General features: G+C 72.3%; 11 protein-coding genes. 7 read left to right on the forward strand and 4 right to left on the reverse strand.

The window, feature by feature from the left end:
* Positions 1-82 precede the first annotated feature (82 nt).
* Together ACFYY7_RS30130 and ACFYY7_RS30135 are read right to left on the reverse strand one after the other, a co-directional pair.
* The gene (locus ACFYY7_RS30130; RefSeq protein WP_388666438.1) at positions 83-2242 is read right to left on the reverse strand and encodes an FtsX-like permease family protein; all 2160 of its coding nucleotides are present in this window, start codon (positions 2240-2242) and stop codon (positions 83-85) included.
* Positions 2236-3045, reverse strand: a complete 810-nt coding sequence (locus ACFYY7_RS30135) for an ABC transporter ATP-binding protein (protein WP_388666441.1) — start codon at positions 3043-3045, stop codon at positions 2236-2238. The genes ACFYY7_RS30130 and ACFYY7_RS30135 overlap by 7 nt, the downstream gene beginning before the upstream one ends.
* 105 nt (positions 3046-3150) lie before the next feature.
* On the opposite strand from ACFYY7_RS30135, the gene ACFYY7_RS30140 reads away from it, so the two are divergent.
* Together ACFYY7_RS30140 and ACFYY7_RS30145 are read left to right on the forward strand one after the other, a co-directional pair.
* The gene (locus ACFYY7_RS30140; protein WP_388666443.1) at positions 3151-4341 is read left to right on the forward strand and encodes a DUF2786 domain-containing protein; all 1191 of its coding nucleotides are present in this window, start codon (positions 3151-3153) and stop codon (positions 4339-4341) included.
* 136 nt (positions 4342-4477) lie between these two features.
* On the forward strand, positions 4478-6712 hold the full coding sequence (locus ACFYY7_RS30145; RefSeq protein ID WP_388666446.1) for an FUSC family protein: 2235 nt from the start codon (positions 4478-4480) through the stop codon (positions 6710-6712).
* Between the two features lie 16 nt (positions 6713-6728).
* Here ACFYY7_RS30145 and ACFYY7_RS30150 read toward each other — a convergent pair whose 3' ends face one another.
* A complete protein-coding gene (locus tag ACFYY7_RS30150) occupies positions 6729-7217 on the reverse strand; it encodes a hypothetical protein (protein WP_388666449.1) in 489 nt (162 codons plus the stop codon).
* A gap of 265 nt (positions 7218-7482) precedes the next feature.
* Between ACFYY7_RS30150 and ACFYY7_RS30155 the strand changes: the two genes are divergently transcribed.
* The gene (locus ACFYY7_RS30155) at positions 7483-7725 is read left to right on the forward strand and encodes a DUF397 domain-containing protein (RefSeq protein WP_037690973.1); all 243 of its coding nucleotides are present in this window, start codon (positions 7483-7485) and stop codon (positions 7723-7725) included.
* Between the two features lie 170 nt (positions 7726-7895).
* Here ACFYY7_RS30155 and ACFYY7_RS30160 read toward each other — a convergent pair whose 3' ends face one another.
* Complete coding sequence (locus tag ACFYY7_RS30160; RefSeq protein WP_388666453.1) at positions 7896-8393, reverse strand: ATP-binding protein; 498 nt, start codon at positions 8391-8393, stop codon at positions 7896-7898.
* 326 nt (positions 8394-8719) lie between these two features.
* Between ACFYY7_RS30160 and ACFYY7_RS30165 the strand changes: the two genes are divergently transcribed.
* The 4 genes from ACFYY7_RS30165 to ACFYY7_RS30180 all read left to right on the forward strand — a co-directional run bounded on the left by ACFYY7_RS30165 (position 8720) and on the right by ACFYY7_RS30180 (position 12399).
* Positions 8720-9601, forward strand: a complete 882-nt coding sequence (locus ACFYY7_RS30165) for a helix-turn-helix transcriptional regulator (RefSeq protein WP_259927850.1) — start codon at positions 8720-8722, stop codon at positions 9599-9601.
* 55 nt (positions 9602-9656) lie between these two features.
* Positions 9657-11114, forward strand: coding sequence for an aldehyde dehydrogenase family protein (locus ACFYY7_RS30170; RefSeq protein ID WP_388666457.1), 1458 nt, complete (start codon positions 9657-9659; stop codon positions 11112-11114).
* A gap of 94 nt (positions 11115-11208) precedes the next feature.
* Positions 11209-11760: a DinB family protein gene (locus tag ACFYY7_RS30175; RefSeq protein ID WP_388666460.1), complete on the forward strand. Its 552-nt coding sequence runs from the start codon at positions 11209-11211 to the stop codon at positions 11758-11760.
* Between the two features lie 18 nt (positions 11761-11778).
* Positions 11779-12399 carry a PadR family transcriptional regulator gene (locus ACFYY7_RS30180; RefSeq protein ID WP_388666644.1) on the forward strand — a complete coding sequence of 207 codons (621 nt, stop codon included), beginning with the start codon at positions 11779-11781 and terminating at the stop codon, positions 12397-12399.
* Positions 12400-12415 lie beyond the last annotated feature (16 nt).

Genomic DNA, 12415 nt, shown 5'->3' on the forward strand with positions numbered 1-12415 from the left:
CCGGACAGCACGAGCGCACTGCGCCTCGGCCCGTCCCCGGTGAGCGGCGCCGCACCGCCCCCACCGTGACCGCCCCACCGCCTCAGCCCGTCCTCGGTGAGCGGCGCCGCACCGCCCCCGGCAGCAGCGCCGCCCCCACCGCGACCAGCGCGCACGCCCCCGCCGCCCCGCCCATCAGCGCCCACGGCACCGACACCACGACCGGCGCCGACACCGAGGCCAGCGCGGCGGCCAGGCCCGCCAGATGCACCCCGGCCACGGCCAGGCCGAGCAGCGCCCCGAGCCCGACCGCGAACAGGGTTTCCCCGGCCACCACCGCGAGGACCCGCGGCCGGGTGGCGCCGGCCAGCCGGAGCGCGTCCAGCTCCGAGGACCGTACGGACCCCGCCATCAGCATGGTGTTGGCCAGCGCGATCAGGGTGTAGACCAGCGCGATCCCCAGGATCACGACCAGACCGGTCCGGGTCTGCGGACCGGCGCTCGGGTACGTCGTCTCCAGCCACTGCTCCGTGGACCGCACCGTGCCGCCGGTCCCGCGCAACCGGGCCTCGACGAGAGCCCGGTCGGCGCCCGGCGAGAGACGTACCTCGATCCGGTCCACGGCCGCCGCCGGGGCGTTCGCCCTGGTCACATAGGCGCCGTTGTTCCCCGTGCCGAGGGACAGCACCGCCGCGATCCGCAAGGAGGCGGGACGCCCGTCGCCGAGCCACACCCGTACCGTCGAGCCCACCGTGTGCTGGGCCCACTCCTCGTTCACCACGATCGAGCCGTCGTCCAGGTCCGCGATGTCGCCCGCCACCACCGGCAGCCGCCCGACCCGGGCCAGCGCCCTCGCGTCGTCCACCGCGCGGGCCCCGGAGGCGACGAGGGCGGTGCCCTCCTCGCGCACGTAGACGGCGGTCGGGGCGGAGGCGGACAGCGTGGCACCGGGCACCGGACGGGGCCTCAACTCCTCGCCCGTCACGACCAGATCGGCCCTGGTGTGCTCGCGAGCCTCCGCTGCCTTCGCCGCCGGACCCGTCATCGCGGAACCGGCCACCGCACCCGCCAGCGCCACGGTGATCAGGACCGGAGCGGCCACCGCCGCCGTACGCCGCAGCGCCGCCGAGGTGTTCGCGGTCACCAGCATCCCGATCGCCCCCGGCAGCCGGACCAGCCGGGACAGCGGGCGTACGAGCAGCGGCGAGAGCAGGGCGACGGCCGTGATCAGGACCATCGGCTGCGTGATGTACGTCTTCCGCTTCAGCAGCGCGGACGGGTCGGTGGCGAGGGTCCGCGCCATCAGGAACGCGGCGCCCGCGAGCAGGGCGAAGCCCAGCAGCCGGCGGACCGGCGGGAGCACCCCCGTATCGACATCGGCCTCGCGCAGCGCCTCGGCGGGGCCGGTCCGGCCCGCCCGCCGCGAGGCGGCCCAGACCCCGGCGAGGGACACCGCCTGCCCGGTCCAGAAGGCGGCGTGCAGCGGCCAGGCGGCCGGACGGATGACGAACCAGGGCGGCGCCATCCCCTCGTCGACGAGCAGCCCGGCGAGCAGCGGCGCGCCCAGACCGCCCAGCACGCACCCGGCGGCGGAGGCCAGGGTGCCGACCACGGCGGCCTCCGTCAGCAGCAGCCGCCGCAGCTGGCCCGGCGTGGCGCCCGCCGTGCGCAGCAGCCCGAACTCGCGCCGGCGCAGCGCCACCGCGAAGGCGAACGTCGACGCGACGACGAAGACCGAGACGAAGGCGGTGAGGCCGCCCGCGGTGCCGAGCAGCACGTTCGCGGTCAGCAGCCCCTCGGCGTCCCGCTCGGTGGCCGGGTCGGCCCGGCGGCGGTCGTCCCCGGTGAGGACCTGTGCGCGGTCGCCGACCACCCGGCGCACCTCGGCGACGGGCGCGTCCACCCCCACGGCGTCGGGTTCGTGCCGGGCGCGTACGGCGTCCTTCCCGTCGTCACGGGTCACCGGGCCGAGCGCCCGGAGCTCGCGCAGGAGTTCGATATCCACAGGGTGTGGATGGGCGAGCTTCCGGCTCGCGCTGCCTGTGGACGGTCCGCGCCGCACCGGCACGGTCAGGGTGTCGTCGCCCATCACCACCACCGGCGACGAGGCGAAGCGCTGCGGTGCCCGGTCCGGGGCACCGAAGGTCGAGGCGAGGCCGAGACCCATGGCCGCGATCAGCCCCACGCCCAGCGCGAGCGCGACGAAGGTGCCGGTCAGCACGGTCCAGCGGGTGCGCAGGGAGGCCAGGGCGACGGTCAGCACGACGCCTCCCGGACGTGAGCCGGGACGGCCCGTCCACCGGCGGAGCGGCGCCCCGCCGCCATCCGGGCCGCGATCCGCCCGGCGTCGAGTCCGGTCAGATCGTCCGCCACCCGCCCGTCGACCAGGAAGACCACCCGGTCCGCGTACGCCGCGGCCACCGGGTCATGGGTGACCATCACGATCGTCTGCCCCGCCAGGTCCACCAGCTCCCGCAGCATCCCCATCACCTCCTGGCTCGTCGCGGTGTCCAGCGCGCCGGTCGGCTCGTCGCCGAAGAGCACCGCGGGCCGGGTGATCAGGGCCCGTGCCAGGGCCACCCGCTGCTGCTGGCCGCCGGACAGCTCGGCGGGCCGGTGCCCCGCCCGGTCCGCGAGACCGACCCGGGCCAGGGCGTCCCGCACCTCGGTACGGGACGGGCGGCGGCCCGCGAGCCGCAGCGGCAGCGCGACGTTCTGGGCGGCGGTCAGCGAGGGGATCAGGTTGAACGCCTGGAAGACGAAGCCGATCCGGTCCCGGCGCAGCAGCGTCAGCCGGCGCTCGCTCAGCCCGGTCAGCTCCACCCCGCCCACCTCGACGGTGCCGGACGTCGGCCGGTCGAGCCCGGCCGCGCAGTGCAGCAGCGTGGACTTGCCGGAACCGGACGGGCCCATGACGGCGGTGAAGGTGCCGGTGCGGACGGTGAGGTCGATGGAGCCGAGGGCGTCGACCTCACCGTAGGCGCGGCGCACGGAGCGGAGCCGTACGGCGTCGGCGGCGCTCGCACCCGCCCTCGCGGGGGCGGCGGTTGCTCGGGAGGAAGTCATACGCCGATCGAACCGTTTCCGCACCCCTCGATCACGACCACCAGAGCCCGTCCGAGGGGTAGGGCCAGCCATACCCCGCCGCACCGTCCTGCCTACCCTGACCTCATGGAACCGGTGACCGACCAGGCATTCGCGGCAGCCCTCTACTCGGACGGCGACGCCGGTCTCGACGCCGGCGCCTCCCTCCTCGCCGCCGATCCGACGGCCGACGCGGAACTGTTCCGGCGCGGCGAGGAGTTCGTCCGCCGGGCCTGGGAGCGCGGCTGGCAGCCCGCCGATGTCGTACGTCTGGTCCGCCGCGACCTCGACGAGACGGCGGCCTGCCTCGCCGCCGGGCTGATCGTCTCGGAGACCGCGCGGTACGAGCGGCTGCCGCCGCGCTGGCGTGCCCAGCTCGACGGGCTCCCGGGCGCCCCGCCCCGTAACCGTCCGGACCGCTTCTCCTACGCGTCCGCCGTCCTCGGCCTGTACCGGCTGCTGCTCCGGCTCCCCACGATCGAACCGGTCGGGCCCCCGCCCGGCGCCGCCCCGCACGGGCTCCACCTGCCGCCGGCGCACGACGAACCCCGGATGCTGACCCGGATCCGCGCCCTGCTCGCCAAGGCGGAGGCGACCGGCTTCCCCGAGGAGGCGGAGGCCCTCACCACCAAGGCGCAGGAGCTGATGGCCCGCCACTCCATCGACGAGGCCCTGCTCGCCGCCCGTACGCACAGCAAGGAGGCGCCGGGGGCGTGCCGGATCGGGGTCGACGCGCCGTACGAGACGGCGAAGGCGATCCTGCTCGACGCGGTCGCCGCCGCGAACCGCTGCCGTGCGGTGTGGAACAGCGACCTCGGCTTCTCCACGGTGGTCGGCTTCGAACCGGACCTGGACGCCGTGGAACTGCTGTACACCTCCCTGCTGGTCCAGGGCACGGTGGCGATGACGAAGGCGGAGGCGGGCCAGCGGGCCGGGGGGCGCAAGCGGACCAAGACGTTCCGGCAGTCCTTCCTGATGGCGTACGCCCAGCGGCTGGGCAGCAGGCTCGCCGCCGACACCGCCCGGGTCACCGCCGCCGCCGAGGCCGGGGCCGGGGCCGGGCCGGCGGAGGCCGGCGACCCGGATCTCCTCCCGGTCCTCGCCGCCCGCGACATGGCCGTCACGGACACCGCCGAGCGGATGTTCCCCGAGACCACGACCACCCGGGTCCGGGGCGCCACCGACCTGGACGGATGGACCCATGGCACGGCCGCGGCGGACCGGGCACGGATGGGCGGGAACGGCCCGGAGCTCCGTGGCGGACGCGGGAGGCGGTAGGCGGCGCCGCCCCGACGAACGTTGGCAGAGGGCAGGCAGTGCCGCCCCGGCGGACGCGGGCGGAGGCAGGAACCGCCCACACGATCCGATTTCTGGGCAACTCGGGCTAAACGGTAATTCCGGTTAGGCTCTGGGCATGAGCTGGCTCCGGGCGCTGAAGGAGACCGCCCGCTCGGGGCTTTCGATCGAGCGGCGGCGTCTCGAACCGCTCATCGCGATCCGGGGCGCGGCCGGTCTCGCCCTCGTCATCGGGATCAGCCTCGCGTTCTTCGGGCCGGTGGTCGCCGCGAGCTCCGCGTTCGGCGCGTTCCAGGCGGCCATCGCCACCTTCCAGCGCAGCTGGCGCCCCCGGCCCGTCCTCGCCCTGGTCTCCGGGGCGAGCCTCGCCGTGTCGACGTTCCTCGGCTATCTCACCGGCTCCCGGCTCGTGCTGTTCCTCGCCCTGCTGGTGCTCTGGACCTTCGTCGCGGGCCTGGCCTGGGCGGCGGGCCCGACCGCCGGCATCATCGCGGCGTCGAACGTGGCGATCATGCTGGTCACGGTCACCCTGCCCACCTCCGTCGCCGACTCGGCCGTGCACGCCGTGATGATCCTGTTCGGCGGGATCGTGCAGGCGGCGCTGATCGTGCTGTTCCCGGTACGCAGATGGGGCGCCCAGCGCGACGCCCTCGCCGACGCGCTGGCCGCCGAGGCCGACTACGCCCGCCGGCTGCGCCACGACCCGCGCGCCCCGTTCGACCCGGTGCCGCTGATGACGGCCCGCAGCGCGGCCGCGGTCACCCCGCGCCAGGCCCGCCGCCGGCCGCCCGAGCTGCGGGGCTCCCGAAGGATCGCCGAACGGATCAGGCCGGTGCTCGCCTCGCTCGCCGACCCGTCCCTGGGGGTGCCGTCCGAGGGGCCGGAACGGGAGCGCGTCCGCGAGCTGCTCGCCGCCGCCGGATCGGTGCTCGACTCGGCGGCCCGCGCGATCCGCCACGGCGACCCGGTCGAGCTCGCCCCGTCCGCCGTCGCCGCGCTGAAGACCCCGGACACCGGAACGCTCCTCACCGGCCCACCGCTCCGCGCCGCCGACCGGCTCGGCGCACTGCTCTCCGACGTCATCGAGACGGCTGAGGGCGAGGGCACGAAGGAGCAGGAAGCCAAGGCCGAGGCGGCCGCCGAGGCCATCAAGGCACCCGCGAACGGGACCCCCGCCGCCGAGGCCGTCAGGACCACCTCGCGCGGGACCCCCGCCGCCAAGACCGCTTCGGACGGGACTCCCGCCGCCCCGCACCGCCGCCGCCCCACCCTGCTCCGGCTGGTCCCCGTCGTCCTGGCGGCGATGCGCGCGGAGCTGCGCCCGGGTTCACCGATCCTGCGGCACGCCGTCCGGGTCTCCGTCGTCGCGGCCGGCGGCTATCTGATCGGCACCGTGCTGCCGTTCGGCCACGGCTACTGGGCGCCGATGGCCGCCGTCATGGTCATGCGGCCGGAGTTCTCCCAGACATACGCGCGGTCCGTGGCCCGGTTCGGCGGCACGATCGTCGGCGTCTCGCTCGCCACCGCGATCGTGCAGACCGCCCACCCAGGGGTGACCACGGCCGCGGTGCTCTCCGTGCTCTGCGCCCTGCTGATGTACCTGCTGATGGGCACGGGGTACGTGGTCGGCCAGGCCTGCGTCTCGGCGTACGTCGTCTTCCTGCTCGGCATGGCGGGCGACAGCTGGTCGCAGACCGTGCTCGAACGCGTCGTCCTCACCCTCGCGGGCGGCCTCCTCGCGATGATCTCGTACGCCCTCTACCCGGCCTGGGAGACCCCGCGGCTCCGCGGCAGGCTCGGCGACTGGCTGAAGGCGGACGGGCGGTACGCGGCCTCGGTCGTCGACCAGTACGCCGAACCGGCCGAGCGCGGCCACGACGACGTGCGTTCCGCGCTGCTCGACACCCGTGAGGCCCGGGTCGCCTGGCAGGAGGCGCTGGCCACCGCCCAGCACGAACCGGTGCGCAACCGCGGCCTCTCGCGCTCCGCCGCCGACGACACCCAGCACGCGCTCGCCCAGCTGGGCCGGGCCGCGATGCTGCTGGAGGCCCACCTCCCGGGTGGCGGAGCCACCCCCGTACCGGACGCGGCGCACCTGGCCGAGGCGCTGCGCCGGGCCACCGAGCAGGGGGCGAAGGCGGTGCGGGAGCGGCGGGTGCCGGACTGGACCGAGGTGCGCGAGGCGCTGGCGGAGTGGGACGCGCGGCAGCGCACGGACGAGGGCGAGGCGGACCCCTTCGTACGGGAAGGGGCCCACCTGCTCCTCGAAGCCCTGGAGGAGTTCTCCCGGGGGCTGGACGGCAGGTCCGGGTCCGGGGCGAAGCCGAAATCGCCCGGAGGCAAGGCGGATTGAGGCCGGGCGGCGGCCGTCAGGGGGCCGTGGTCGGCAGGTCGGCCAGGTCCGGCAGACCGGACGGCAGGGCACCCGGGTCGGTCTTGGCCAGGGTGTCCTTGACCCCGCTGTCCCAGGAGACCACGACGGTCTTGCCGTCGTTGGAGTCGACGGACCCCGAGGTGCGGTCTTCGCCGCCGTCGACGCACTTCAGCGTGAGTGTCACCTTGCCCGCGCCCTGCACGGTGCCCGTGCAGGCATGCTGTTCGGTGACGAGCGCGGCCTTCCCCGACGCCACCGACAGGACGACCGCCTTGCCGTCGGTCTTTCCGGCCCAACCGCCTTCCAGCGCAGCGGCGTCGGTCCCGGACCCGCTGTTGTCATCGGCCTGGCGGCCGGGCCGGTCCGAAGCGGTGGAGCCGCCCCGTTCGTCGCTCTTCCCGCTGTCGCTGCTGCAGCTGGTCAGTGCCGCGGTGCAGAGGATTCCGGCGGCGATCGCCGCGCCGGTCCGTACGACTCCGTGCATCTGTAATTCCCCCTTGTTGACGAAAGACCGAGCCAAGTTAGCAGCGCGTTCTGCCGGGATGGAGAGCTCGACCGGGGGTAGACGCAGCCGAAACGGCGTTCCGTGCGTCTGTCCATACGGAGTATGGATCGGACTAAAGCTGTAATCGCGAGAACACCCCGCGTGCACGTGCATCGGCACATGCATCTGCGCATGCAGCAATATTTGAACAGAGCTATGATCCGAGACAGTTGACACTTGCACCTTGCAACTCGGGGAGCGTCCTGTGCACCACGTGTACAACGGCATGGCGGCCACAGAGCTTCGCGGAGTCGTCTGGCAGAAGAGCAGACACAGCAACTCCCAGGGTTCCTGCGTGGAGTTCGCGAAACTGCCCGACGGAGATGTGGCGATGCGGAATTCGCGCCACCCCGACGGGCCGGCGCTGGTCTATACGCCGGCCGAGATAGAGGCACTGCTGCTCGGGGTGAAGGACGGGGAGTTCGACCACCTCATAGCGGGCGGCTGACCGCCTCGCAGCGGGTGGGTGACCACTTCACGGACGGTGGCCGACCACTTCACAGCGGGTGGCTGACCGCCTCGCAGCAGGCGACCGGCCACCTCACGGCAGGCGGCAGACCACTTCCCGCAGGCCGGTGTCCGGCCGGGACCCCCGGCCGCTCGCCGCGGCCGGGCGGGTCACATGCCGTCGGACAGCCGGAACAGCGCCCAGACCACCTTGCCGCGCGATGCCGCCGGGGTGTGCGGGCTCTCCGTCTCCGGTGCGGGGTGCCAGCCCCATGAGTCGCTGAAGGACTCCACGAGGAAGAGGCCGCGGCCGGATTCCGCGCAGTCCGGTGCCTCGGAGGCGACCGGGCTCTCCCGGCTGGGATCGCGCACCGCGCACACCAGTCGCGAGCTCCAGCGCATCAAGTGCAGCCGTACCGGCGGGTCCTGGGGCTCCAGTGCGGAGCTGTCCGAGGGCAGGGCGTGGCGCAGGGCGTTGGTGACGAGTTCGGAGACCACCAGCGCGACATCGTCGAAACGCTCGGCCAGTCCCCATCCGTTCAGCGTCGTCCGGGTGAACCGCCTTGCCCCGCCGACGGCTTCGTAGCGGGCGGGCAGTGTGCAGGTGGCCGATCCGGAGACGGCTGAGGGATCGATGGGGGGAAGCCCCTGCCGTAACGGCTCGAGCATCGTCGATCCATTCGTCCCCATGCGAGGCACTCCCGGGATTCGCGGCTGTATCAGTACTGCGGGGGTACAGCGGCACAACACGAACGAGCACGCAGGTGCGCGAGCCCCATGGTTCCCAATGCGTTGGGCAGATGCAAGGGCAGATGCACGTGCACGCGCCTGACCTGTCCGACCCCGTGCCGGTTCTTGGTCATTTCTTCCTGCGTGTATTTTCACAGCCCTCTGGAAGGCTTCTCATTTCCGTAATCGAATGAGTACGGGCTGAAGCGTTTTGATGGCAGAATCCGGCACTTGGGGTCGGGGGGAGCCCCGATGCCAGGGAAGCGATGGGGAGGACCGGGCCAGTGGCGGCAGGCGAGTCGAGTGGATCTGTGGTGCGGCGCATCCTGCTGGGCTCGCAGCTCAGGCGGCTGCGCGACTCGCGCGGCATCACCCGTGAGGCGGCCGGCTACTCCATCCGGGCCTCCGAATCGAAGATCAGCCGCATGGAGTTGGGACGGGTGAGCTTCAAGGCCAGGGACGTCGAGGACCTGCTCACGCTCTACGGAGTCACGGACGAGGCGGAGCGGGACGCTCTGCTCGGCCTGGCCCGGGAGGCGAACGTGGCGGGCTGGTGGCACAGTTACGGAGATGTGCTGCCCGGCTGGTTCCAGACGTACATCGGGCTGGAGGGAGCGGCATCCCTCATCCGGGTGTACGAAGTCCAGTTCGTCCACGGCCTGTTGCAGACCGAGGCGTACGCACACGCGGTCGTCACCCGGGGCATGGGCGCCGCGCCCGCCGTCGAGATCGACCGCCGGGTCGCGCTGCGGCTGGAACGCCAGAAGGCCCTCGTCTCCGAACGTGCACCCCATCTCCACGCCGTACTGGACGAGGCCGCGCTGCGCCGGCCCTACGGTGACCGCGAAGTGATGCGTGGGCAATTGCGGCATCTGATCGAAATGTCGGAACAGCCCAACGTCACTCTCCAGGTGATGCCCTTCAGTTTTGGCGGGCATGCCGGCGAGAGCGGTTCTTTTACGATGCTGCGATTCCCGGAATCCGACCTGTCGGACATTGTCTATTTGGAGCAACTGACAAGTGCTCTCTATCTGGACAAGGCCGAAGAAGTCGCGCAGTACGAAAAGGCCATGGTGCGGCTCCACGAGGACAGCCCGGGGCCCGAGGAGAGCCGCGATCTGCTCCGTGGTCTACTCCAACTCACCTGATTTGTCAGTACGATGACGGTTCGACGGGAGTCTGCACCTGAATCAAGGGATCTGCATGTCCTTCTTCTACGAGCTGGCCGACCAATACATCGACGGTGAGTGGCGGACCGGAACCGGCTCGTGGGACATCATCGATTTCAACCCCTACAACGGGGAGAAACTCGCCGCGATCACCATTGCCACCGCGCAGGAGATCGACCTGGCCTACCGCGCCGCGGAGCGCGCCCAGCGGACCTGGGCCACCACCGGACCGTACGAGCGCCGCGAAATCCTGGAACGCGCACTGCGCATCACCGGCGAACTGCACGAGGAAATAGTCGACGCGATCATCGACGAACTCGGCGGCACCCGGGTCAAGGCGGAGTACGAGGTCCGGGTCGCCGAGGAATTCCTGCGCGACGCGATCCGTCAGGCGCTGCGTCCGCCGGGCGCCCTGCTGCCCGCCCTGGCGGACGGCAAGGAGAACCGCCTCTACCGGCTGCCCGTCGGCGTCGTCGGCGTGATCAGCCCCTTCAACTTCCCCTTCCTGGTGGCGATGAAGTCCGTCGCACCGGCCCTCGCGCTCGGCAACGCGGTCGTCGTCAAGCCCAACCAGAACGCCCCGGTCGTCGGCGGCACGCTGATCGCGAAGATCTTCGAGGACGCCGGGCTGCCCGCCGGGCTGCTGAACATAGTGATCACCGATGTCGCCGAGATCGGTGACGCGTTCATCGAGCACCCCGTGCCCAAGGTGATCTCGTTCGCGGGCTCGGACCGGGTCGGCCGCCATGTCGGCGCCGTCGCGGCCGGGCACTTCAAGCGGACGATCCTCGAACTCAGCGGCAACAGCGCCCTGGTGGTGCTGGAGGACGCGGACATCGGCCACGCGGTCGAGGCCGCCGTGCACAGCCGCTTCGTCTACCAGGGGCAGGTCTGCATGGCCGCCAACCGGATCCTGGTGGACCGCCGCGTCGAGCGGGAGTTCACCGAGAGGTTCACCGCCGCGGTGGCCGCACTGAGGACCGGTGACCCGCGTGAACCGGAGACCCGGATCGGCCCGGTCATCAACACCTTCCAGGCCGACGCCCTGACCGCCCTGGTCGACCAGGCGATCGCCGAAGGGGCCACCGCACTGGTCCGGGGCCGGACCCGCGGCAACCTCGTGGAGCCGACCGTGCTCGCCGGGCTCCCCGACGGCTCCCCGCTGCTGTCCCAGGAGATATTCGGCCCGGTGGCGCTGCTGATGACGTTCGACGGCGAGGACGAGGCCGTACGCATCGCCAACGACACCCCGTACGGGCTGAGCGGCGCCGTGCACACCCGCAGCACCGAACGCGGGGTGCGGTTCGCGAGGCGCGTCGTCAGCGGGATGTTCCACGTCAACGGCTCGACCGTCCAGGACGATCCGCTGGTGGCGTTCGGCGGCGAGAAGTCCTCCGGGCTCGGCCGGCTGAACGGCGAGGCGACCGTCGACGCCTTCACCACCCAGAAGTGGATCTCGATCCAGCACGGCCGGAGCGAGTTCCCTTTCTGACCGCGCGTTCCCGTTGCGGACGGCAGTTGACCGCAAGGGTCCGTAGCTTGGCCGGTGTCAGGAAGAACCGGCACGGATCATCAAGGCGGACACCATGGTCACTCACGTTCCCTCGGAAGCTCCCGGCGACGAGCGCGGCATGTTCCTCTCCTTCATCGAGGCCCAGCGCGGTGCGATCCGGCGCTCGCTGTTCGGGCTGACCGAGGAGCAGGCGGCGAGCCGCCCCAGCGCCAGTGAGCTCTCCCTCTCCGGACTGGCCAAGCACGTCGCCGAGGTCGAGCTGAACTGGCTGCGGATGGCCCAGCAGCAGTTGAACGAGGCCGTCCGGAACGAGAACACCTGGGCGGACGGCTTCCGGCTCGTCGGCGACGAGACGGTGGAGCAGGTGCTGAAGTTCTGGGACGGCGTCGTGGCCGAGGAGGAGGAGTTCATCCGCTCGGTGCCCAGCCTGGACGACACCTTCCCGCTGCCCGAGGCGCCCTGGTTCCCGAAGGACGGGCGGGTCTCGATGCGATGGCTGCTGGCCCACCTCGTGGAGGAGATCGCCCGGCACGCCGGGCACGCCGACATCATCAGGGAGTCCCTGGACGGCCGCACCGCGCTGGAGCTGGTCGCCGAGGCGGGGGGCTACTCTGATCAAAGCTGAGCAGAAGGGGTGCGTGAGATGTCCGCGATCCGGCTGCTGGTCCTGTGCGCCGTGCGCCAGCACGGCCGGGCGCACGGCTACCAGGTCCGCAACGACCTGGAGTACTGGGGCGCGCACGAGTGGTCCAACGCCAAGCCCGGCTCGGTCTATCACGCGCTGAAGCAGATGGCGAAGCAGGGACTGCTGCTCGCCCACGAGACCGCGCCGAGCACGGCGGGCGGCCCGCCCCGTACCGAGTACGAGATCACCGAGCGGGGCGACGAGGAGTACTTCACGCTGCTGCGCGCGGCGCTGACCTCGTACGACCAGAAGCCGGATGTGCTCTCGGCGGCCCTCGGCGGCATGGTCGACCTGGAGCGGGCCGAGGCGGTCGCGCTGCTCAGGGAGCGGGTCGCCGGACTTGAGGCGTGGCGGGCCACGGTCACGGAGTACTACACGCCGGAGGCCGGGCCCGAGTCGATCGGCCACATCGGCGAGATCATGAACATGTGGGTCCACTCGGCGGACGCCGGGGCCGAGTGGACGCGCGGGCTGATCGCTCGTATCGAGGGCGGGGCGTACACCTTCGCGGGGGAGGGCGAGCCCTTCGTCGGGGTGCTCGCCGAAGGGCAGGAGAACCCTTACGCGACGGGGCACTGACTCCGCTCCGTGGTGG

The organism is Streptomyces sp. NPDC001933 (assembly GCF_042890955.1).
In the GTDB taxonomy this organism is placed as follows: Bacteria; Actinomycetota; Actinomycetes; order Streptomycetales; family Streptomycetaceae; genus Streptomyces.

What these genes read in the sequence shown, in the direction of transcription:
- ACFYY7_RS30135 (WP_388666441.1), bottom strand. Translation starts at nt 3,045, where the DNA reads ATGACTTCCTCCCGAGCAACCGCCGCCCCCGCGAGGGCGGGTGCGAGC.
- ACFYY7_RS30140 (WP_388666443.1), top strand. Translation starts at nt 3,151, where the DNA reads ATGGAACCGGTGACCGACCAGGCATTCGCGGCAGCCCTCTACTCGGAC.
- ACFYY7_RS30145 (WP_388666446.1), top strand. Translation starts at nt 4,478, where the DNA reads ATGAGCTGGCTCCGGGCGCTGAAGGAGACCGCCCGCTCGGGGCTTTCG.
- ACFYY7_RS30150 (WP_388666449.1), bottom strand. Translation starts at nt 7,217, where the DNA reads ATGCACGGAGTCGTACGGACCGGCGCGGCGATCGCCGCCGGAATCCTC.
- ACFYY7_RS30160 (WP_388666453.1), bottom strand. Translation starts at nt 8,393, where the DNA reads ATGCTCGAGCCGTTACGGCAGGGGCTTCCCCCCATCGATCCCTCAGCC.
- ACFYY7_RS30165 (WP_259927850.1), top strand. Translation starts at nt 8,720, where the DNA reads ATGGGGAGGACCGGGCCAGTGGCGGCAGGCGAGTCGAGTGGATCTGTG.
- ACFYY7_RS30170 (WP_388666457.1), top strand. Translation starts at nt 9,657, where the DNA reads ATGTCCTTCTTCTACGAGCTGGCCGACCAATACATCGACGGTGAGTGG.
- ACFYY7_RS30175 (WP_388666460.1), top strand. Translation starts at nt 11,209, where the DNA reads ATGGTCACTCACGTTCCCTCGGAAGCTCCCGGCGACGAGCGCGGCATG.
- ACFYY7_RS30180 (WP_388666644.1), top strand. Translation starts at nt 11,779, where the DNA reads ATGTCCGCGATCCGGCTGCTGGTCCTGTGCGCCGTGCGCCAGCACGGC.